The sequence below is a fragment of the Specibacter sp. BI4 genome (genome assembly GCF_056680095.1).
The window spans coordinates 1,904,345-1,924,185 of sequence record NZ_CM155265.1 but is presented as its reverse complement, the minus strand read 5'-3'; the positions used below and the strand labels follow the sequence as shown (position 1 = coordinate 1,924,185).

18 protein-coding genes and 2 tRNA genes are annotated in these 19,841 nt (G+C 62.7%); 5 read left to right on the top strand and 15 right to left on the bottom strand.

Annotated features, from left to right (window positions below):
* Window positions 1-4: 4 nt before the first annotated feature.
* The 3 genes from AC1L6K_RS08845 to AC1L6K_RS08835 all read right to left on the bottom strand — a co-directional run bounded on the left by AC1L6K_RS08845 (window position 5) and on the right by AC1L6K_RS08835 (window position 2,608).
* Window positions 5-733, bottom strand: coding sequence for an amino acid ABC transporter ATP-binding protein (locus AC1L6K_RS08845; protein ID WP_480952720.1), 729 nt, complete (start codon window positions 731-733; stop codon window positions 5-7).
* A gap of 74 nt (window positions 734-807) precedes the next feature.
* Window positions 808-1,683: a MurR/RpiR family transcriptional regulator gene (locus tag AC1L6K_RS08840; protein WP_480952326.1), complete on the bottom strand. Its 876-nt coding sequence runs from the start codon at window positions 1,681-1,683 to the stop codon at window positions 808-810.
* Between the two features lie 10 nt (window positions 1,684-1,693).
* The gene (locus tag AC1L6K_RS08835) at window positions 1,694-2,608 is read right to left on the bottom strand and encodes an isoaspartyl peptidase/L-asparaginase family protein (RefSeq protein ID WP_480952325.1); all 915 of its coding nucleotides are present in this window, start codon (window positions 2,606-2,608) and stop codon (window positions 1,694-1,696) included.
* 737 nt (window positions 2,609-3,345) lie between these two features.
* Here AC1L6K_RS08835 and AC1L6K_RS08830 point away from each other — a divergent pair.
* Genes AC1L6K_RS08830 through AC1L6K_RS08820 form a run of 3 tightly spaced genes read left to right on the top strand, consistent with a single transcriptional unit; the run spans window position 3,346 to window position 6,608 of the window.
* On the top strand, window positions 3,346-3,915 hold the full coding sequence (locus tag AC1L6K_RS08830; protein ID WP_480952324.1) for a cupin domain-containing protein: 570 nt from the start codon (window positions 3,346-3,348) through the stop codon (window positions 3,913-3,915).
* 56 nt (window positions 3,916-3,971) lie between these two features.
* The gene (locus AC1L6K_RS08825) at window positions 3,972-5,435 is read left to right on the top strand and encodes a peptide MFS transporter (RefSeq protein WP_480952323.1); all 1,464 of its coding nucleotides are present in this window, start codon (window positions 3,972-3,974) and stop codon (window positions 5,433-5,435) included.
* A 30-nt stretch (window positions 5,436-5,465) separates the two neighbouring features.
* Window positions 5,466-6,608 carry an FAD-dependent oxidoreductase gene (locus AC1L6K_RS08820; RefSeq protein ID WP_480952322.1) on the top strand — a complete coding sequence of 381 codons (1,143 nt, stop codon included), beginning with the start codon at window positions 5,466-5,468 and terminating at the stop codon, window positions 6,606-6,608.
* Between the two features lie 211 nt (window positions 6,609-6,819).
* Here the strand turns inward: AC1L6K_RS08820 and AC1L6K_RS08815 are convergent, their stop codons facing one another.
* From AC1L6K_RS08815 to AC1L6K_RS08800, 4 genes are read right to left on the bottom strand one after another with little or no spacing between them, the layout of a single operon-like run.
* Window positions 6,820-7,308 (bottom strand): AAA family ATPase, encoded by a 489-nt coding sequence (locus tag AC1L6K_RS08815; RefSeq protein WP_480952719.1) that lies wholly within the window; start codon window positions 7,306-7,308, stop codon window positions 6,820-6,822.
* Window positions 7,309-7,317: 9 nt separating this feature from the next.
* Window positions 7,318-8,115 carry an AAA family ATPase gene (locus AC1L6K_RS08810; RefSeq protein WP_480952321.1) on the bottom strand — a complete coding sequence of 266 codons (798 nt, stop codon included), beginning with the start codon at window positions 8,113-8,115 and terminating at the stop codon, window positions 7,318-7,320.
* Window positions 8,112-8,471, bottom strand: a complete 360-nt coding sequence (locus tag AC1L6K_RS08805; RefSeq protein WP_480952320.1) for an MmcQ/YjbR family DNA-binding protein — start codon at window positions 8,469-8,471, stop codon at window positions 8,112-8,114. The genes AC1L6K_RS08810 and AC1L6K_RS08805 overlap by 4 nt, the downstream gene beginning before the upstream one ends.
* On the bottom strand, window positions 8,468-8,854 hold the full coding sequence (locus AC1L6K_RS08800) for an MmcQ/YjbR family DNA-binding protein (protein ID WP_480952319.1): 387 nt from the start codon (window positions 8,852-8,854) through the stop codon (window positions 8,468-8,470). Before AC1L6K_RS08800 ends, AC1L6K_RS08805 begins: the two co-directional genes overlap by 4 nt.
* Before the next feature lie 60 nt (window positions 8,855-8,914).
* Between AC1L6K_RS08800 and AC1L6K_RS08795 the strand changes: the two genes are divergently transcribed.
* The gene (locus AC1L6K_RS08795) at window positions 8,915-9,535 is read left to right on the top strand and encodes a TetR/AcrR family transcriptional regulator (protein WP_480952318.1); all 621 of its coding nucleotides are present in this window, start codon (window positions 8,915-8,917) and stop codon (window positions 9,533-9,535) included.
* A gap of 472 nt (window positions 9,536-10,007) precedes the next feature.
* Window positions 10,008-10,541 (top strand): DUF1697 domain-containing protein, encoded by a 534-nt coding sequence (locus AC1L6K_RS08790; RefSeq protein WP_480952317.1) that lies wholly within the window; start codon window positions 10,008-10,010, stop codon window positions 10,539-10,541.
* Window positions 10,542-10,559: 18 nt separating this feature from the next.
* Here AC1L6K_RS08790 and AC1L6K_RS08785 read toward each other — a convergent pair whose 3' ends face one another.
* The 8 genes from AC1L6K_RS08785 to AC1L6K_RS08750 form a co-directional block, all read right to left on the bottom strand.
* Complete coding sequence (locus AC1L6K_RS08785; protein WP_480952316.1) at window positions 10,560-12,170, bottom strand: GTPase; 1,611 nt, start codon at window positions 12,168-12,170, stop codon at window positions 10,560-10,562.
* The gene (locus AC1L6K_RS08780; RefSeq protein ID WP_480952718.1) at window positions 12,167-13,906 is read right to left on the bottom strand and encodes a dynamin family protein; all 1,740 of its coding nucleotides are present in this window, start codon (window positions 13,904-13,906) and stop codon (window positions 12,167-12,169) included. Before AC1L6K_RS08780 ends, AC1L6K_RS08785 begins: the two co-directional genes overlap by 4 nt.
* 546 nt (window positions 13,907-14,452) lie before the next feature.
* Window positions 14,453-14,935, bottom strand: a complete 483-nt coding sequence (locus AC1L6K_RS08775; protein WP_480952315.1) for a DUF2975 domain-containing protein — start codon at window positions 14,933-14,935, stop codon at window positions 14,453-14,455.
* Between the two features lie 179 nt (window positions 14,936-15,114).
* A tRNA-Glu gene (locus AC1L6K_RS08770) sits at window positions 15,115-15,187 on the bottom strand.
* Between the two features lie 89 nt (window positions 15,188-15,276).
* Window positions 15,277-15,348, bottom strand: a tRNA-Gln gene (locus tag AC1L6K_RS08765).
* Window positions 15,349-15,477: 129 nt separating this feature from the next.
* A complete protein-coding gene (locus AC1L6K_RS08760) occupies window positions 15,478-16,275 on the bottom strand; it encodes an HAD family hydrolase (protein WP_480952314.1) in 798 nt (265 codons plus the stop codon).
* Between the two features lie 5 nt (window positions 16,276-16,280).
* The gene (gltX, locus tag AC1L6K_RS08755) at window positions 16,281-17,780 is read right to left on the bottom strand and encodes a glutamate--tRNA ligase (RefSeq protein WP_480952313.1); all 1,500 of its coding nucleotides are present in this window, start codon (window positions 17,778-17,780) and stop codon (window positions 16,281-16,283) included.
* Between the two features lie 218 nt (window positions 17,781-17,998).
* Window positions 17,999-19,837, bottom strand: coding sequence for a flavin-containing monooxygenase (locus AC1L6K_RS08750; protein ID WP_480952312.1), 1,839 nt, complete (start codon window positions 19,835-19,837; stop codon window positions 17,999-18,001).
* Window positions 19,838-19,841 lie beyond the last annotated feature (4 nt).

Genomic DNA, 19,841 nt, shown 5'->3' with positions numbered 1-19,841 from the left:
GTGGCTAGTGGGTGAGGACGGAAGAGAGGAAGGACTTGGCGCGTTCAGTCTGGGGAGAGTCGAAGAAGGCGGCGGGCGTATTTTGCTCGACAATCTGGCCCTGGTCCATGAAGATCACGCGGTCGGCGGCTTTTCGGGCGAAGCCCATCTCGTGGGTGACTACCAGCATGGTCATTCCCTCGCTGGCAAGGTCAGTCATCACGTTGAGGACCTCGTTGACCATTTCGGGATCGAGCGCGGAGGTGGGTTCGTCAAACAGCATCACCTTGGGGTGCATGGCCAAGGCCCTGGCGATCGCGGCGCGCTGCTGCTGGCCGCCGGATAGCTCGGCGGGAAACTTGTGGGCCTGCGCCTCGATACCCACCCGTTCAAGGAGTGCCATGGCCTCGATCTCGGCCTGCTTGCGGGAGATCCGGCGAACCTTTGTTGGTGCCAGCATGATGTTTTCCAGGATTGACTTGTGGGCAAACAAGTTGAAGGACTGGAAGACCATGCCGACGTCGGCGCGGAGTTTGGCGAGGGGGGCACCCTCGGCGGGAAGTTTCCGGCCGTCGATCTTGATCTCCCCGGAACCGATGGTTTCCAGTCGGTTGATGGTGCGGCAGAGCGTGGATTTCCCCGAGCCGGACGGGCCGATAACAACGACAACTTCCCTCGGTTTGATGGTCAGGTTGATGTTTCTCAGGACGTGAAGCATCCCAAAGTGTTTCTCGACACTTGCCAGGCTGACCATGGGCTCGGTGATGGCGTTTCGCTCAGGATCCCCTAGGGAAGAAGCTGTGACTGCCGAGTTGGGCGTTGATGAGCTCATGATTCCTCTTCGGGCTGTGGATTTGCAGAGAATGCGCGGTACACGTGGATGTTTTCTTCCCAGTTCTTCATGCGCTCCAGACCAGACTCTCGGCTGAGTCTGAACGTCGCCTCCACAATTGCTTCAACGAGAACCATGAGCCCGGCAAACGAGTCAAAGGGAACTCCTTCGACGGCCACGGGCAGCACAATGTCAGCATTTTCGGCGCTGGGTGAGAGTTCCTGATCGGTGATAACGACGACGGTTGCGCCCCGTTGTTTGGCGATTTCAGCGACTTTCTTGCTGGCCAGCTCATATCGGCGGAAGTCGAAGATGATGACAACCGAGTTCTTGCGCAAGTCCAGGTACTTGCCGCTGTCGCGGCCGAAGGGTTCCTTGGTCAGGCTGACGTTGGAAACGATCTGGTCGAGCTGGAGGGCCAGAATTTCGGCAAGGTTCACCGAGTAGTAACCGCCCGAGATCAGCACTGATCGCGGCTTGCTGCCCAGGACCTTGACCAGCTTGTCGAACTCGGAGGGCGGGACCGTTGAGATCAACCTGTCAAGAAGATCTCGGCGTGGCATTACGTAGGCCGCGAGTCCAAGCTCGCCTTTGGTTTCCGACGATCGTTGCTGGGCTCGGTGGACAGGGGACCGCAGTTCCAGCGTGATCTCCTCCCGCAAGCGGGCCTGAAACTCCGGGTATCCCGCCATGCCTAGGCGACTCACCAAGCGAAGGACCGTTGGAGTGCTTGTTCCGGCACTCTTGGCCAGGCTGGACGCACTGACCAGTCCTGCGCCAGGGTAATCCGCCAGTAAAGTCCGGGCTACTTTCCGTTCGGCAGGTGTCATGCTGTCCATGCGGTTGTGGACGTCAGTCTTAATGGGTGTCATTGCAGTGCCCTTAGGTCAGGGTGACGAGGTTGCCGGCGTCGCAGTACGCGGCAAACATGTCCGGTGAATTGTGCGCGACGACAATCCGGCCGTCGACACCCACGGCAATGATGCCGCCGTCGGCGTCACGGGTGTCAAGTTCCGCCGTGATGGTGGCTGAGACGGCATCCGGCAGCGTGGTTCCGGCATAGCGCATGCGGGCGTAGATCTCATGGGCCACCACACCTTCAAGGAACGCCTCCCCCGTGCCGGTGCAGGAAACTGCGACGACGCCGTCACGGGCGTAAGTGCCTGCGCCGATGATGGGCGTGTCGCCAACCCGGCCTTCATGCTGGTTGACCATACCGCCGGTTGAGGTCGCTGCGGCTACATTGCCATGCGAGTCCAGGGCCACCGCCCCAACCGTGCCGTGGCGTGAGCCAGCGAGTTGTTTTGATTGCACTGCTGCAAGTTGCCTCTGCCGGGCATCGGTGACGAAGTAGGAGGGTTCAACGACTTCCAGGCCCCAAGAGGCAACTAGTGCTTCGCTGGGCGAAACGAGCAAGACGTGCTCGCTCTCCTCAAGCACTTTTCTAGCTAGGAATATGGGGTTCTTTGCATACCGTGAAACCGCCACTGCCCCGGCGCTGCCGCTGCCGGTCATAACGGAGGCGTCAAGTTCAGCCTCGCCCTTTGCGGTCAGCGCCGCGCCGCATCCGGCGTTGAAAACGGGGTTGTTCTCCAACTGCTCCACAGTGAGGCATACGGCGTCGAGGGCGGTTCCGCCAGTCTCGAGCACTCGCTGGCCGGCATCGAACGCAGCTGAAAGCCCGGCGGAGTATGCCTGCTGCTCGTCGGTGGAGAATTCCTTGACTCGTCCGCCGACCCCACCGTGCAGCACCAGAGCGTAACTGTTGTCGCCTGCCGGGATGTCAATAACGCGCATTTGTTGTCCTCAATTTGCTGGGTCGAAAGGCGGGTGCCCGGTGGCGGGTCCCAGTCTGCCTGTCCAAAAGTGTTGTTGGTGAGCTGTCTCACTTTTGCGGCCTTGGTTACTAAGATATAGGAAAAATTACAAGAATGGAAGCTTTTTTATTTCTTGTAACATTTGATACAGCTAAAGGAGGGCACGTTTCGGACATTTCTGGGTGAGTTGCATGATTCGTCATGGCAACTGGCAGCCTGGCAGGCCGGACCAAACCTGCGCCCTGAACTACGCGAAAGGCTGAAGCACGACGGCTGGCTGGTCAACGAACCCTTCCGCAGACGCAACGTGCCCCCTGCCCCTAATGATCTTCTCGATTCCATCCAGCGTCCCGATTTCTTCACTGATTGCTGCAAGGCAGTTCAACACTCGGAAGGGTAGATTGCCCTGATCTCCGCGAGCTGGCTCGGCTTACGGAGACGGGGACATGCCGGTCCCTGGCGGTACGCGCTGGTGTAGCAGTCGGTCGCGTTCTCGTTCGACCCGCCCGGCGGAGAAGAATCGTCGAGGACCGTTCTGGCGGCGAGGTCTCGTGTTCAGCCGCGTCCGCACAGCGATCAGCGTCACCATGGTTACGGCCGCGCCTCGAGGGCGGCAACCCCTGGGCAGTTCAAAGGAACTCCGGTTCAGCTCAATCGACTGTAATCAGAACTCAATATTCTTTACTCCACCTACAATCTCCTGTACCGTTCACAAATATGAGATCTGAGTCACTACACACGCCGTCCGTAGGCGATCGAATCCGCAAGCGTCGGCAGGCCCTGCAGATGACCCTCGATAAGGTGGCGTCGGAGGCCGGGATAACCACCGGATACCTGTCTCAACTCGAGAGGGGAATCGCGAGCGGAAGCGTCGGGACGTTGCAGCGCATTTGCGCCGTTATTCGTCTGAATGTCGGCGACCTTTTTCAGGACTCGAGGGTCCAGTCGAGTCCGGTCTTGCGTCACAGCGACGCCAACCGGATTCACTTTGGCGAAAAGGCTTCGAAGGTAAAGCTGACCCCATCACACTTTGACCACCTGGAAATGCTGCTCGGGGTCCTCGAGCCAGGAGGAACAACCGGCGCGACCGCGTATACCCACGGCGCATCCGAAGAAGTGCTCCTAGTTCTTGAAGGAGAGGTTGAAGTCACCATCGAAGACCATACCCATCGACTGGGCCATCTGGACTCCGTGAGCTACAACAGCAGCCAGCCCCACAAGATCGTCGAAATCACCAATGAGCACCCGGCCAGAGTGCTGTGGACCATGGCCCCGCCAACATATTAGACACTTGCGCAGAGCTCGCCATTTGCCTTGAATTCTCCAGCAACAAAGGATCCAACATGACTTCTGACGCTCCCCCCATAACACGACCACCGAAGCCCGAGACCCGCGGCGTTGGCGGAATGGCCTTCACGGAACTTTGGGAACGCTTCTCGTTCTACGGTTTGCAGAGCATCCTCACGTTCTACCTGCTGTATTCCCTGGACAAGGGAGGCCTCGCCATGAACCCGGCCACGGCGGCAGGGATTGTCGGCGCCTACGGCGGTGCTGTCTACCTCGCGCAGCTTCTCGGTGCCTGGCTGGGTGAACGACTGATCAGTCCCAGGAACTTGGTCTTGTATGGAGGGATCGTCATCGCCCTGGGCCACATCATCCTGGCATTCATGCCTGGGATGACCGGCCTGGGCTTAGGTCTGGTGATGATCATTTTCGGCACCGGAGCGCTGAAAACCAATATCACATCCATCGTCGGGTTCCTCCTCGAAGAGGAAACCGAATCACGACGAGACGCCGGCTTCTCCTACTTCTACATGGCCATCAATTCCGGGGCAGTGCTCGGACCCCTAACCACAGGTTTCGCCCAAAACCAATGGGGATTCCATTTCGGCTTCGGACTTGCGGCAGTCGGCATGATCCTGGCACTGGTGCAATATGTATCTTCCTCCAAACACCTTCCGGAACGTGCCAGCCAGATCACCAAACCGCTGCCAAAAAACCAGTTCGCGCGAGTAGGAATTGTGGCACTGGCCGCCATCCTTATCATCGTTATTGCTTCCGTGACCGGCTTGCTGCGCGGCGAACGCTTGGCTTCAATCGTCACGGTTCTGACACTTCTCGCCGCGGCCGCCTACTTCATGGTGATCCTACGTTCAAAGGAGGTCACGGCATTCGAGAAGAAGCGCGTGTCAGCGTTCATCCCACTGTTCTTCGCGTCGGGACTGTACTTTGGCTTCCTGTTCCAGAAGTTCACCGCAACGTCTCTGCTAATTGCCGATCGTGTCGACCTTACCTTCGGCAGCTGGACCTTCCCAGTTGGCTGGATCACCATGATTTCATCGCTTTCCGGCGTACTCACACTCCCCCTAGCGGCGTCGGTATGGAAAAAGCTCAGGACCAGGCAGCCAAAGGCCGGAACCAAGTTCTCCATCGGGCTGATACAAATAGGCATCTCCTTCTTTGTGATTTTCGGAATCTCAACCATGTATTCGGGCCAGATGATCCCGTTCGCCTTCATCATCCTGTTCATGTTCATCGTGGGCAGCTCGGAGATTTTCGTCGGCCCCATCGGTCTCGCCCTCTCCACTCAAATCGGTCCCAAGCAATTCAAGGCCCAAATGGTGGCGCTGAACTTCCTCACACTTGCCCTCGGCTCATCATTGTCCGGCTTGCTCGGCCAGTTCTTTACGGTCGTTTCCAACGACACCTACTTCATGGCGGTAGGCACCACCTCCATCGTCTCGGGCATCATTCTTCTACTATCGCGAAAGGCCATCCACCGTGGCCTCTACGCCGGACTCAACTAATCTAAGCTTCCAGCCACCACCGAACGAGAAATGAGTACCATGCAGGGACCACGCATCGCAGTCGTCGGAACCGGTAGCATCGGCTCCCAGACACTTTGGCAGCTATCAAAGTTGGACTGCCAAGTTACGGGATACGAACTCTACAATCCCGGTCATTCGCGCGGCGCAGCAGGAGGCGAGTCGCGCCTTTTCAGACACATTGAAATCGAAAACCTGCAGCACCAACCCATCATTGAACGCGCCGACCACCTATGGCGCAAACTCGAAGCGGAGACCGGACAGCGGTTGCGCAACTTGGGCGGGGCACTGGCCATTTGCTCGGGCTCCGCGCCGGGCACTGGGGTGGCCCTGAAATCGGCCGAGCTGATAGGCAGCCGCGCCCAAGTGCTGACCAAAGAGGAAATGGCCCGCGAATACCCGCAGTACACGCTGGACGACGATGAATTGGCGATCCTCGATCTGGATGCCGGAACCATTTATCCCGAACGATCCGTCAGCGCAGCAACCGCCGCGGCACGCAACAACGGGGCGACGGTTCGCACCCATACTCGCGTCACAAACATCGAACAACAAGGCGACAGTGTGCTCGTCACCGCAGATGGCCGCACGGACGAGTTTGACCGGATCGTCGTCGCGGCAGGAGCGTGGACATCCACCCTTCTCCCCGACATGAAGCCATATCTAGCACCCCGACGACTGCTCTCAACATGGTTCCATCCGAAGGCCCCGACAGGCATGCAGGGCATGCTTCCATTCATCCGCCTCGAACCGAACTTCTCATACGGATTGCCCACGGCCGACGGAACCGCGATGAAACTTGGAATGGGCTTCTCCCACCATCTCCCGATTGATTCGCCCGATCTGGCCGACATGCGAGTGACCGAAGAGGACCTCCAAGCAATAAGGGCTCTCGTGGGATCCTTCCTCCCCGGTCTGGATGGCTACCCCTTCCGTGTGAATCCATACTTCGAGGCCTATACCCACAGCCGTGTCGAGTATGTCCAGCCGCATCCAACAATGGACAGCGTCCTAGTCATGGCCGGATTCTCAGGCAAGGGCTTCAAGACTTCCCCAGCACTCGGAGAATACGGTGCTCGTTGGTCCATGGGAATTGATCAACCAAGCGAGATGGAATTCCTTGCCAGCTTCAGTCACGTGAAAGCCGAAGCTTAGGCATATCCGATTTCAGCCTTCCAATACCTGCTAAAGACTGCCAAAACAGTCACTATGCTCCAACGCTGGCCATCTGCCGACGGACCCCACCATTTGGGCCTCCGATCGTCGGGATCCTGAGCCAGGAGCGTACGGTGCGAGGCTCGGTTGTCCCAGTCATGTGATGGGGCCTGTCAGAGATGGGTCAGTGTGTGTCGGAATCGAGGGTGGGCTAGTGGGTCTCGCCGTTCCGGAGTTGCGCCCAGTGGCGCAGCCGTTCGGTGATGGCTCGCTCGTAACCGCCGTTGGTGGGTTCGTAGAAGATCTCCCGGGGCATGCCTTCGGGGAAGTAGTTCGCGCCGGAGAACCCTGTCTCGGTGTCGGGATCGTACTGGTATCCGTCGCCGTAACCGAGGTCTTTCATGAGGCGGGTCGGGGCGTTGAGGATGTTCGCCGGCGGCATCAGCGATCCGGTGCGTTTCGCCGCGGCGCGCGCCTTGTTGAACGCTCGGTACACGCCGATCGACTTGGGTGCGGTCGCCAGGTAGGTGACGGCTTGGGCGATGGCCAGTTCTCCTTCGGGTGAGCCCAGGCGTTCGTAGACGTCCCAGGCCGCGAGGGCCTGCTGGACGGCGTTCGGGTCGGCCATGCCGATGTCTTCGGTGGCGAATCGGGTGATGCGGCGGGCGATGAACAGGGGGTCTTCACCGCCGTCGAGCATCCGTGCCAATCAATACAAGGCTGCGTCCGGGTCGGAGCCGCGCATCGATTTGTGGAGGGCGGAGATGAGGTTGTAGTGGCCTTCCTGCGATTTGTCGTAGAGCGGTGCCCGTTTCTGCACGGCGGCGGCGAGGGTGGCCGGGTTCACGGGGGCGGGCAGGGCATGTACCTGTTCGATCATGTTCAGCAGGTACCTGCCGTCACCGTCGGCCATCGCTACCAGCGCCTGCCGGGCCTGGCCGGTCAGTGGCAGTGGCTGGCCAAGGAGCGCTTCGGCGCGGGTGATGAGGGTGGTGAGCGCGGCGTCGTCGAGGCGCTTCAAGACGAAGACCTGACTGCGGGACAACAGAGCGCCGTTGAGTTCAAAGCTGGGGTTCTCCGTGGTCGCGCCGACGAGCACGATGGTGCCGTCTTCGACATAGGGCAGGAACGAGTCCTGCTGGGCGCGGTTGAAGCGGTGGATCTCGTCGACGAACAGCATCGTCCCCTGACCGACCTCGCGCCGGAGCTGGGCAGCGCTGAACACTTTCCGGAGGTCGGCGACGCCGGAGAAGGTGGCGGAGAGCGGCTCGAACGCGAGGTTCGTCTGTTTGGCGAGGAGCCGGGCGATTGTGGTCTTCCCGCATCCGGGCGGCCCCCACAACACCATCGACACCAACTGCTGTGTATTGATCATCCGCCCGCTCGGCGCGTCCGCGGCGAGCAGATGGTCCTGCCCGACGACGTCCTGGAGGGTGCGCGGTCGGAGCCGGTCAGCCAGAGGCCGCGAAGTGTCATCGATGTCGAATAGTGACGGAGTCTCACTCACGGCTGCTGCTTTCGGTGGAGGTCGTTGGCAAGGTCGTAGGAATCCTGCACCAAGTCGCCGATAAGTTGTGTCGTGATCCCGGTGCCGGTCCCGACAGTGATCCAGTGCTGCTTGTTAAGATAGCGCCCGATCGTGATCGTCTCAAAGTCGCGGCGCAGCGCATCCCCTCGGTGCGGGTCTGCCTTCAGGGTAACGATCTGTAGGTCCGGATCATCGTCCGTGACGATGAGGAACACCTTCTCGCGCACCTTCCACACATCAAGGTGCGCCGTGAACGGGCGCCCATGGGTGACGTCCTCGAGTGATGCCGCGATGACACGGGCGTGTTGTTGCAGTTGCTCGCCGGAGAGTTTCACTGGTCCCTCCGGCCGAACGTTTTGGGGTCGACAGGGCGCGTCGCGCGCGGCAGCTTCTCGACCACGAGCAGGTACGACTCGGTGACGAGGTCATCGACAAGCCCTTTCTCCAGTTCCCCGCCGTCATGCAGTGTGATCCAGTGCCGCTTGTTCATGTGGTAGCCGGGCGTGATGCTCTCATACTCCTGACGGAGCGATTCGCTGTCCGCCGGATCCGCCTTGAGAATCACGATCGACTCACCGGTGACGTCGGTGATGAGCATGAAGACTTTCCCGCGGACTTTGAATACCTCCCAGTCGGGCCCAAAAGGATGCTCCATGCCAGCCCCTGGAAGCTCTTCAACGCGGCCGCGGGCGTGTTGCTGCAGCGTGTCGCCGTCCATGGTATTCCTCCTGAGATCGCTGCCATGATCAAGGCTACTAGAATATGCGTACGAGGGTAAATGCTTGAGTTAATGTTGAAAGTGGTGCATGTGCGAAAGGGCAAGCCGAACGATCCGGGACGCCGACCCCGGATCCTCCATGCAGCATTGGAGGTCATCGCGACAGAAGGTGTACCCGCGGCATCGTACCGACGCATCGCTGCACAGGCCGGCGTGCCCCTGGGATCGACGACGTACTACTTCTCCGACCTGGAAACATTGATCGTCAGCGCGTTCGAGACACTGCGCGAGGAGCTGGAACCGCGATACGCGGCCCCATTGAAGGACGCGCGAACTGACGGTGAGATCGTTGACGCGCTCGTGGCTGCCATGTGCGGAGCAACGGCACCGACACCCGACGACATCCGCTTGTACGAGGAGATGCACCGCGACGGTGCATGCAGCCCACAGGTAGCGGACCTCCTCCGTGACTTCCAGGAGGCGTCCCTGATGATCTTTCGCCGCTCCATCGCGGACGGCGCCGCCCGTGCCGTCGACGCACTCATGTGGGGCTGGTGGAGCTACCGCAGCCTCCACGAGGATCACCCGCTCGACACGAACACCGTGAGCGACGCCTATCGGGCCCTGGTCTCAATGGCCACCACAGTGCACGAACCGCTGAATGCGGGCCGCCGCGCCTGACACCGTACTCGGCCGGATCGAACTCATGCCAACAGCGCGGACTCTCCCTTTCCTCCGCCGCTCCCGCTCTATTCATGGCACCGGCCAAAGACGCGGGTGGCGACTTAGAAGGTCCCTCGCCGTTGTGTTTCTTTTGCTTCCTACTTCCCGTCTGGGCTCATCCCTTCGGGAGAGCGGGAGCCGAATCCTCCCGCGGAGCGAATCTCAGAGATCAGGGCAAGATCGGCACCGGTGAGGGTGAGGTGGGCGGCTCCGACGTTCTCCGCGACGCGCTCGGCACTGCGGGTGCCGGCGAGCAGGGACGAAGCCGATTCCGAGTTCGTTCAGGACGGGGAACACCACCTGTGCTTCGCTCTCGAAGAGGGAGTACTCGGTCTGGAGCACCGATACGGGCTGGACGTTAGTCAAGGCAAATCGATTGATGAACGTCCAACGACTGCACCACAGAACTGTGGCGGGGTAAGGTTTGCGCATGACCAAATACGCGGTGTTCCTTCGGGGGATCAACGTCGGCGGCATCAACGTCAAGATGGCCGAGCTGCGCGCGGCCCTCGCCACACTCCCCCTGACCCGGGTGAAAACCCTGTTGGCCTCGGGCAATGTTGTGTGCGCGGCCGAGGTCGCCGCACCGGAACTCAAATCCATGGTGGAGGACTTGCTGCGTGAAAAGTTCGGTTATGACGCCTGGGTCGTGGTCCTGGACCTGCCGCAGCTGGAGGCCGCCATCGCAGCGTCCCCCTGGCCGGCCGACGATCCCGCCCGCCACAGCTACGTGACACTCTCCTCGGATCCGGCCGTCTTGGACGAGCTCGCCAGGCACGGGGGCGAGCTGCCCGGCGTCGAACTTGCCAGGCTCAGCCCCCACGCCCTCGCCTGGCCGGTGGCTGCGGGAAGCACCCTGGACAGCCCGTTCAGCAAGCTTTCGGCCCGGCCCCGCTACAAAAGCACGACGACGACCCGGAATCTGCGCACGCTCCTCAAGTGCCGCGACACCCTGGCTTCCTGATTTACGGCACAGACGCGCTCAGCGGGCGGCGGCCAGTGCGTCCTGGAAGTCGCGGTACCGGGCAATCTCGGTCTCGGTCGGGGCAACCACGAGGTCCCCGGACACCCCGGCGACACTCTCGCGCAGCCGCCGTCGGGCCTGGGCTGCCCGGGCCTTGGCGCCGCCCAGGGCCAGGAACTTGCTGGTCACGGCAAGGAAGATGCCCAGCACGACGCCGGCAATCACCATCAGCGTGGGCAGCGGCCAGCCCTCGAACTTCGGCACCTCCGGGACGGGCATCTGGAAGTACCCCAGCCCGGCCAGCACACCCAGCCAGACGAGTCCGCCCACTGCCACCAGGAGCGCAAGCCACTGGATGACGGCGAACACCGGCCACCACCACGCACGCGTGTTGGCTTTGAGGTCGGTGCCGGCCACGGCCTGGTCGAGGGCGTCCGGCAGCTCCTCCCGGTTGCTGCGCGCGGCGGACCGGATGGACGCCCGCCACGGCCCGGGCGAGCCTGAACTCGTGGCGTCGGCAAAGTCGCGGACGGAGGAATCCAGCTGCGCCATCTGGGCAGACCCGGCGGGCGGCAGCGACGTCCTGTTTACCTCGGACGCCCCTTCCCGCCGCAGGCTCAACCGGCGCAGCGGATCCTTGCGGAACCGGACCAGCCAGCGTGTGACCGGCCAGCCCGTCCGTTTCGTGGCTTCGAGTTGGTAGGAGGTCTGCACTGCGGAGACGACAGTTTCAACATGCACGGCGCGAGCCAGTCCCGCCGCCAGCGACTTCCTGTCCTGTTGGTGCACACCTGCCGCATCGCCGCCGCCTGATGCCTCGGACAGGCGCTCAGCCGCGACTGCAGCATCCGCCGCCAGCCGTGCCGACTTGGCCGCCTTGGCCTTGACCACGGAGGAAATTCGGCGGCGCAATTCAGGCACGCCCTCGAGCGTCACGGCCGAGACGCCCGATACCGCCACCTGGCCCAAACCGTCACGGTCCAGGATGGCTTCCAGCGACTCCAACACCGGCTTCACCTCGGCGATTGCCAGCCTGTCCACCTGGTTGAGGACCACGAGGGTCACCGAGGCGTGGGTTGAAAAGGGCCTGATGAAATCGTTGTGAATGGCGGCGTCGGCGTACTTTTGCGGGTCGACGACCCACACCAGCACATCAACCTGCCCGGCCAGGCGCTCCACCGTGCGGCGGTTGCTCAACTGGACCGAATCGAAATCCGGCAGGTCAAGCAAAACGAGTCCCCCGCCGTCGTCCGTCAGGCCCGGAACGGTGTCGCCTTCACGGCGGTCGGCGACCTCCAGCCAGTCCAGCAGGGGCGCGCTGCCCTCCATCCCCCACACCATGGCCAGCGGGTCGCTGGTGGTGGGCCGGCGCACGGCAACCCCCGCCGCGTCCGTGCCGGCAACGGCATTGAACAGCGATGACTTGCCGCTGCCGGTCGCGCCAAAAAACCCGACGACTGTGTGCTCGGCGCTGAGTGAACGCCTGGCTGTGGCCCGCTCGAGCACGCCGTAAACATCGGCCAGGGCGGCCTCGTCCAGCCGTCCCTCTGCCAGTTCGCGGGCCTCATTGAGCGCAATGAGCTGCCTGTCGAGCGTTGACTCGGACCGTTTCTCGCGGTGCCGGCTCATGCGTCCTCCCCCGTCCCGGTCTGGCTTCGCCTGCCGCTGGGGCTGCTCCGACCAGTCTGCCCGCCAAGTTCTGCAAGGTGGACGGCCAGACCCTCGAGGCGCTGCACGAGCGGTTCTGCGGCATCTTCCACCGGCCCCAGCCTGCTGAGGAAGCGCTGCTGCTGGCGTTCGAGCAGGCTGGCGCAGCGTGAATCCAGCGACTGTTTGGCTTCCTTGGCCAGACGCCGCACGGCATCCTCGCCAAAGATGGCTTCCAAAAGCTTCTGACCCACGACGGCGGTGCCTCCTGCGATTCCCACTTCAGCTCCCGTCAGTCCCCCGGTGAAGGAGAACACGACGACCATCAAGATGACGCCCATGCCGTTGACGCCAAACGACAGCCATCGGGCCTGGGAACGTTTCGCTGCGCCCTCGGCCCGGATCAACGCCATGACTTCGCCCTGCCAGGCCCGGATTTCGGCGGCCACCTCGGCCGGGAACTCCGTGCTGACGCCGGAGAGGTCGTCCATGCCCAGAAGTTGGCGTCCGGCCGGATCTGCCCGCCACCGCTGGTCGGCGTCCTCGGCTGCCCGGGCACCCTGGTCAACAATGACTGCCTGCAGGCCTGTTTCAATGGCCACCTCAACCTTGACAGCCGGCGGCGGCTGGCCCTTGAAGAATGCCCCGATCCTGTCCCGCACCCGGCCGATGCCGCTTTCCAGCGCCCGGAAGAATTCGCCCGTGCCGACAAAGTCCTGCCATCGGGCCAGGACCTCGCCGCGCAGCAGCGTGCCGTCGCTGGTTGCCTTGTTGATGCGCGCCGCGGCGTCTGCGAACGCGGCCTGGACGTCGGCTTCGAGCTGCCGTCCGGCGTCGTGCTGGGCCTGGACGGCAAGCGACAGCTCCGTCAGGCGCCCGCCGAGGGAACGGACGGTGCCGTTGAGCGTGCGCCGCACGATGTCGGCGCGGCCCGCTGCGTCGTTGCCGATGTCCGCAAGCCAGCCGTTGATCGGTGCCACTGCTGCGGCCGGGAGCATGCCCAGCTCGTCGAGGGTGGTTTCGGGGACCACGAACAGCTGCGCTCCGGGCAGGCCTTCGCGGGTCAGCATTTCCTGCAGGTCCGCGGCGATCTCCTGCTCGGCGCCGGGCGGGACCCGGTCCAGGATGACGGCGACGGTGATGTCGCGGGAGGCGGCGTTGAGCAGCAGTTTCCACGGCACCGCGTCGGCGTACCTGTTGGCCGTGGTGACGAACAGCCACAGGTCCGCGGCCGCCAGCAGCTGGCCGGCGAGCTGGCGGTTGTCATCGGAGATGGAATCCACGTCGGGGGCGTCAAGGAGCGCCACGCCGGCAGGCACCGCGGGATCGGCCACCAGCACCAGTGAGGTCATGGCGCCGGCATCCGGGGCCGCCCCGGCACGGGAGGCGGGGGTTTTGTCCTTGACGGGGCTGCCCTGGACACGGTGCAGCGTTGGCAGCACGCGCGAGGAGGTGAACCACGCGGCGTCATCGGGGTGGTGGAGCAGTATGGGTTGGCGCGTGGTGGGCCGGATGGCGCCCGACCGGGTCACCGGATGGCCCACCAGGGCATTGACGAGCGTTGACTTGCCGGCGCCTGTGGAGCCGCCCACTACGGCCAACAGCGGCGCATCAAGGCTCCGCCATCTGGGCAGGATGTAGTCGTCAAGTTGGCCCAGCGCGGAGGACGCCGTGTCGCGGGCTGCTTCGACGCCCGGCAGTTCAAGCGGAAGGTACATCTGGCCCAGCTCGGTGCGCACGCTTTCAAGCAGGTCGACGGCTGCCTGTTGCTCGGCGGCGAGATGCGCAGTGCCCGGCTGTTCTTTGGCCAGCTGTTCTGTGGCTCGTTGTACCAAGGCAGCGGCGTCGTTGTCGCCTGGTTGGCTCGATTCGGAGGTGTTCACAGCTTCATCATGCCAGTTCGCGGCAAAAGTTCCGCCCATTGCTGGGCACTATTTGTGAACTCAGTGGAACTGGCGCGAATATGCGGGGCGCCGACACCGGTGCGGGGGTCGTTGTGGTGATTCGCCCCCGCAAAAGGCAGATTTGAAAGTTGCGGGGGTCGTTGTGGTGATTCGCCCCCGGTGCACCGGGATCGAAAGGCAACAACGACCCCCTGAGCCCAAATGTCACTTGTTAGCGACCGGGCCCGTCAAGCACCAGCTCGTTAGCAAGCCATTCCATATGAGCGTTTGCCCGACGAAGGGCGTTCCCGTGCTGGCAATCCAAGATGCGGCGGATTGCATGCTGGGCTGTAAGCCGAGCGCCGGTGTTGACGATGGGCGTCACTGGAGCGCCGCTTCAAGCTCCTTCTCCATCGTGGTGGCGTTGCGCAGCAGTGTCCGCATGACGACCATGAGGAGGACGACGGCTGTTCCACAGACGGTGGCCCCGCCTACGGTGAGCAGCACGCCGGGTCCGCCGAGATTCATGACGCCAAGCAGGTGCAGGCCAAGAAGCAGCACCAATATCGTGGCGGCGGTGGCTGACCAGATGATCACGTTGACCCATCCGAAAGCCCCGTCCGAGAAAATCGAATTGTTTTGAACTCTCGCCAGTAGTCTCCAGATTGCGACGAGCCCCACTTGAAGGCAAGCGATCGCGACTATGGCCACCAGCGCATAGGGCGTGGCCAGGACCGCGACCTCCGGAAATATTGCCGCGTAGTCGCTCGCAACAGCAGGGACAACCACTATTTGTCCCAGCAGGGCGCCCAGGAAGATCATGACAAGGAAGACCCGAAGTGTGATCAAGACTGATTCGTTCATGGATTGATTATCGATCAATGTATATCGAATAACAATAGGTTCAGTGGTGTCTCGTGTGCATCTGCGTGAGCGTCCGTCGACGCCACCTGGCCCTGCGCTTGCGCGGGCCTGCACCCAATCGCAATCGCTTTGGGCAAAGCAAAAAAGACCGGAAACCCGTAGGTTTCCGGCCTTGCTTGTGACCCCAACGGGATTCGAACCCGTGTTACCGCCGTGAGAGGGCAGCGTACTAGGCCGCTATACGATGGGGCCCTAGTACATTCATTTTTTGCTCAACCAACCTCAAGAATGCTACCTGAAGTTTGCCTTGCTCGCCAAATGAAAGGCGGCTTTTGCAAGCGCTGGGATACCAGGACTCGAACCTAGAATGTCGGTACCAGAAACCGATGTGTTGCCAATTACACCATATCCCAATGGCTGCGCGCGGCCCTGAAATCCTCGGGTTTCCCCGGGGTTTCTGCGGCCCTCGCGCCGGGATAAAACTATACCCGAGAGATTGCTGAACACCAAAACGGGAATGCCGTTTTCTGCTGAGCCGTGCGTCACAGCCGGTCGGCGCCGCTCTCCAGTCCCATCAACGCGTGCAGCCGGCGCAAATCGGCAATGGCAGCCACCCCGGACGCCGCGGCTGCTTCGCTTTCCAGCACCTCGGGAACGGCCTTGTCTTCCCTGTTCAACCACACCCCGTGCAGGCCGGCGTTGACCGAGCCGACGCCGTCGACCATGAAGTTGTCCCCCACATACAAGGTCTCCCCCGGCCCGGTGCCCAGAAGCCGGCACCCCTCCAGGAAAATCTTCGGCGAAGGCTTGGAAACGTTGACGGTGTCGATCCCCACGAGAACGGAGATCCGCTGCAGCCCGGCCTGGTCCAGCTTGGCGCGCTGGTAGTCGTGGACGTTGTTGCTGACAGCGCCGTAGGGAATGCCTGCTGCATCCAGGGCGTCCAGCAGCGGCACCACGTCGTCGAAGGCGCGGATGGACAGCGGCTGCGCGGTCTCAAAGTCGGCAATCCAGCGCTGCTCGGTGGCGGCGTCGAAGCCACCGAAGCCCAACTGCTCAAACACGGCCCGGGCCCGCAGGCCCCGCTGCTCACTGAACGTGAACTCGCCGGCCACATAACGGTCGTAGTAGTCGTGCACATCGGCCATGTAGAGGGCCGCGAAATTATCCCAGTCGGCCGCAGCAAAGTCCGGCAGCAGTTCGGCGGACGCGGCGATCATGGCATCCGCCATGGCCCGGTACAGGTCGACAATGGTTTCATCGATGTCAAACAAAACGCCCTTGACCCGCCCGGCGAACGGGGCGGATGCAAGGGCGTTTTGCGAAGCGTTGAGCGTCAAGGTGCTTAGCCTCGGAACGCGCGCAGGCGGGCCAGTGAGGAGTCCTTGCCCAGGATCACCATGGACTCAAACAGCGGCGGCGACACCTTGCGGCCCGACATGGCCGTGCGGACAGGGCCAAACGCGAAGCGCGGCTTGATGCCCAGTCCTTCAACAAGCGCGGACTTCAGCGCGGTCTGGATCGACCCGGCATCCCACGCTGAAAGCGGCTCCAGGGCTGCCAGCGCAGCATCCAGGACCTCGGCCAGGTTTTCCGGCATGCCCTTCAGCGCATCCGCGGCGACGTCAACGCCGTCGTCCGTCTTGAACAGGAAGGAAATCATCTCGGGCGCCTCGCCCAGCAGCGTGATGCGTTCCTGGACCAGAGGGGCGGCCTCGGTGAGGATCTCGTCCTCGCGCGGCGTCAAAACATCGCCTACCAGGCCTGCGGCCTGCAGGTACGGGACGAGGCGGTTGCGGAAGTCGCCGGCCTCGAGCAGGCGCACGTGCGTGCCGTTGATGGCCTCGGCCTTCTTGATGTCGAAGCGGGCCGGGTTGGCCACGACGTCCTTGACGTCAAAGTTTTCCACCAGCTGCGCAACGGTGAAGATGTCCTCGTCGGCGGAGAGCGACCAGCCCAGCAGGGACAGGTAGTTCAGCAGGCCCTCGGGGATGAAGCCGTTGTCGCGGTGCAGGAACAGGCTTGCCTCGGGATCGCGCTTGGAGAGCTTCTTGTTCCCGGCGCCCATGACGTAGGGCAGGTGGCCGAACAACGGCATGTACTCGGCAACACCAATGGCGTACAACGCCTGGTACAGGGCGACTTGGCGGGGCGTGGAGGACAGCAGGTCCTCGCCGCGCAACACGTGGGTGACGCCCATGAGGGCATCATCCACGGGGTTGACCAGCGTGTACAACGGCGCACCGTTGGGGCGGACAATTGCGTAGTCCGGGACTGATCCTGCCTTAAAGGTGATCTCGCCCCGGACCAAGTCGGTGAACGTGATGTCGGCATCCGGCATGCGCAGGCGCAGCGCCGGTTGGCGACCCTCGGCCTTGAAGGCAGCAATCTGCTCGGGGGTGAGGTCACGGTCAAAGTTGTCGTATCCAAGCTTAACGTCCCGGCCGGCCGCCTTGTGACGAACTTCGACTTCCTCGGGTGTGGAATACGACTCATATGCGTGCCCGCCCGCGACCAGCTTCTCGATGACACCGGTGTAAATGTCCCCGCGCTGCGACTGGCGGTACGGCTCGTGCGGGCCGCCCACCTCAACACCCTCGTCCCAGGTGATGCCCAGCCACTTCAGGCCGTCGAGGAGCTGGAGGTAGCTTTCCTCGCTGTCACGCTTGGCGTCGGTGTCCTCGATGCGGAAAATCATTTTCCCGCCGGTGTGCCGCGCGTAGGCCCAGTTGAACAGGGCGGTGCGGATCAGTCCGACGTGCGGGGTGCCCGTGGGCGACGGGCAAAACCGCACCCGGACAGGAGTTTCGGCGGTGACAGTGGGGATTAAGGCAGCTTTAGTCATGATGTTTCCTAGTTTAGCCGCCATGGCCAAGTTGCCGGCATCGCGGACGACGCCGGACACCGTCACCCGGGTGCCGTGCCCGGCCGCCGCCCGCCGCCATCTCCTTTTCGCAGTGCACAAAACTGCCCGCAGCCGTGGTGCAAAAATTCCGGGGTTTCGGGATTTTTGAACCACTGCTGCGGGCAACTGGAAGGGTGTGCCGCTTGCGGGGCGGGAGGTCAGTGGGTGTGGTGTGACTCCTGCCGCTGGTAGACAGGCGTGTCCAGTCCTTCCATCCGGGCCTTCAACTGGAGTGCCAGGTAGTTGGAGTAGTGCCGGCTCTGGTGCAGGTTGCCTCCGTGGATCCAGAGGTTGTCGACATTGGTGGGCTTCCACATGTTGCGCAGCTCGCCCTCCCAGGGGCCGGGGTCGCGCTTGGTGTCCGAGCCGTAGCCCCAGCATTTGCCGACAGCATCGGCCACCTCCGGCGAGACCAGGTCCGACAGCCAGCCGTTCATTGACCCGTAGCCGGTGGCGTAGACGATCAGGTCCGCTTCCAGCTCGGTGCCGTCGTTCATGACCACGGCGTTGCCCGTCAACTTTTCCACCTGGCCGGTGGCGAGCTTGACCCGCCCGTCAATCACCAGTTGGGAGGCGCCCACATCGATGTAGTAGCCGGAGCCGCGCCGCAGGTACTTCACGAACAGGCCGGAGCCGTCCTCGCCAAAGTCGAGGTCAAAACCTGCCGCCTCAAGGTCGCTGTAGAACTTGCTGTCCCGCTCCGCCATTTCCGTGTAGATGGGCTTCTGGGCATCCGGCAGGATGCGGTACGGCAGCGAAGCAAAGAGCAGATCGGCTTTTTCCGTCGTGACACCGTTGGCCAGCGCCTCCTCCGAATACAGCCCGCCCAGGCCCAGGTCCATGAGCGACTCGCTGCGGGAGATGTGCGTGGAGGACCGCTGGACCATGGTGACCTCTGCCCCGTGCTCCCACAGGTCCGCGCAGATGTCGTGGGCGGAGTTGTTGGAACCAATGACAACCGCCTTCTTGCCCGTCCAGTCGCCACCGCCGGCGTGTTGGGACGAGTGGTACTGCTCCCCCAGGAAGGTCTCCGCGCCGTCGAAGTGCGGGACGTTGGGGTAGCCGGACACGCCGAGGGCAAACACGAGCTGCTTGGGGCGCAAGGTGACGGGCACGCCGTCGCGCTTCACCTCCACCACCCACTCGCCGGCAGCCTCGTCATAGGCGGCCTTGACGGCTTCCGTGCTGGACCAGTAGTTGAGCTCCATGATGGCCGTGTAGTGCTCCAGCCAGTCGCCAACCTTGTCCTTGGAGGCAAACACGGGCCAGTCGTCGGGGAACTTCAGGTACGGCAGGTGGTCATACCAGACAGGGTCGTGCAGGTGCAGGGACTTGTAGCGCTTGCGCCAGGAATCCCCGGCCCGGGCGTTCTTTTCCACCACGATGGTCGGGACGCCCTGGCGGCGCAGGCGTGCGGCCAGCCCGATCCCGCCCTGCCCGCCACCGATGATCAGGGTGTTCGGCTGCTCGTCGTAGCCCAGCCGAGCCTCGTCTTCCTCCTTGCGTTCGAGCCAGGATTTGCGGCCGCGGGTGATCTCATGGTCCACACCCCTGTCGCGGTTGCGGCCCTTCTTTTCCTCAAATCCCTTCAGCTCCTGCATGGTGGTCAGCAGCGTCCAGCACTTGCCGTCCTTCAGGCGCAGGTGCCCGTAGCCGTTGGCAGCCCCCGTTTCAAAGGTGATCCAGGCCTCCGTGTTGGCGTCATCGCCGGTGGCGTCCTCCGCGAGCGCCCATCCGGTCGGGGCCACATGGTCCAGCCTGTCGGTGAGCATTTGCCCGATCTGCGCCTTGCCTTCAAACGTTTTCAGGTTCCAGGTGAACGCGACAAAATCGCGCCAATAGCAGTCGTCGGCGAACAGCGCCGTCGCCGCTGCTGCGTCCCGGGATTCAAGGGCCGCACCAAGCGCCTCGAGCCATTCCGTGACGATGCTGCTGGGTGTGGCTGTACCGCCGGATGTGACGATGCTGCTGGGTGTACCGCTCGATGTGGGTGACATGCCG

Bases quoted from the DNA above. Each gene is read 5' to 3' on its own strand.
- AC1L6K_RS08845 (WP_480952720.1), bottom strand. From the start codon at position 733: ATGGTCAGCCTGGCAAGTGTCGAGAAACACTTTGGGATGCTTCACGTC.
- AC1L6K_RS08840 (WP_480952326.1), bottom strand. From the start codon at position 1,683: ATGACACCCATTAAGACTGACGTCCACAACCGCATGGACAGCATGACA.
- AC1L6K_RS08835 (WP_480952325.1), bottom strand. From the start codon at position 2,608: ATGCGCGTTATTGACATCCCGGCAGGCGACAACAGTTACGCTCTGGTG.
- AC1L6K_RS08830 (WP_480952324.1), top strand. From the start codon at position 3,346: ATGAGATCTGAGTCACTACACACGCCGTCCGTAGGCGATCGAATCCGC.
- AC1L6K_RS08825 (WP_480952323.1), top strand. From the start codon at position 3,972: ATGACTTCTGACGCTCCCCCCATAACACGACCACCGAAGCCCGAGACC.
- AC1L6K_RS08820 (WP_480952322.1), top strand. From the start codon at position 5,466: ATGAGTACCATGCAGGGACCACGCATCGCAGTCGTCGGAACCGGTAGC.
- AC1L6K_RS08815 (WP_480952719.1), bottom strand. From the start codon at position 7,308: ATGCTCGACGGCGGTGAAGACCCCCTGTTCATCGCCCGCCGCATCACC.
- AC1L6K_RS08800 (WP_480952319.1), bottom strand. From the start codon at position 8,854: ATGGACGGCGACACGCTGCAGCAACACGCCCGCGGCCGCGTTGAAGAG.
- AC1L6K_RS08795 (WP_480952318.1), top strand. From the start codon at position 8,915: ATGCTTGAGTTAATGTTGAAAGTGGTGCATGTGCGAAAGGGCAAGCCG.
- AC1L6K_RS08790 (WP_480952317.1), top strand. From the start codon at position 10,008: ATGACCAAATACGCGGTGTTCCTTCGGGGGATCAACGTCGGCGGCATC.
- AC1L6K_RS08785 (WP_480952316.1), bottom strand. From the start codon at position 12,170: ATGAGCCGGCACCGCGAGAAACGGTCCGAGTCAACGCTCGACAGGCAG.
- AC1L6K_RS08780 (WP_480952718.1), bottom strand. From the start codon at position 13,906: ATGTACCTTCCGCTTGAACTGCCGGGCGTCGAAGCAGCCCGCGACACG.
- AC1L6K_RS08775 (WP_480952315.1), bottom strand. From the start codon at position 14,935: ATGAACGAATCAGTCTTGATCACACTTCGGGTCTTCCTTGTCATGATC.
- gltX (WP_480952313.1), bottom strand. From the start codon at position 17,780: ATGACTAAAGCTGCCTTAATCCCCACTGTCACCGCCGAAACTCCTGTC.
- AC1L6K_RS08750 (WP_480952312.1), bottom strand. From the start codon at position 19,837: ATGTCACCCACATCGAGCGGTACACCCAGCAGCATCGTCACATCCGGC.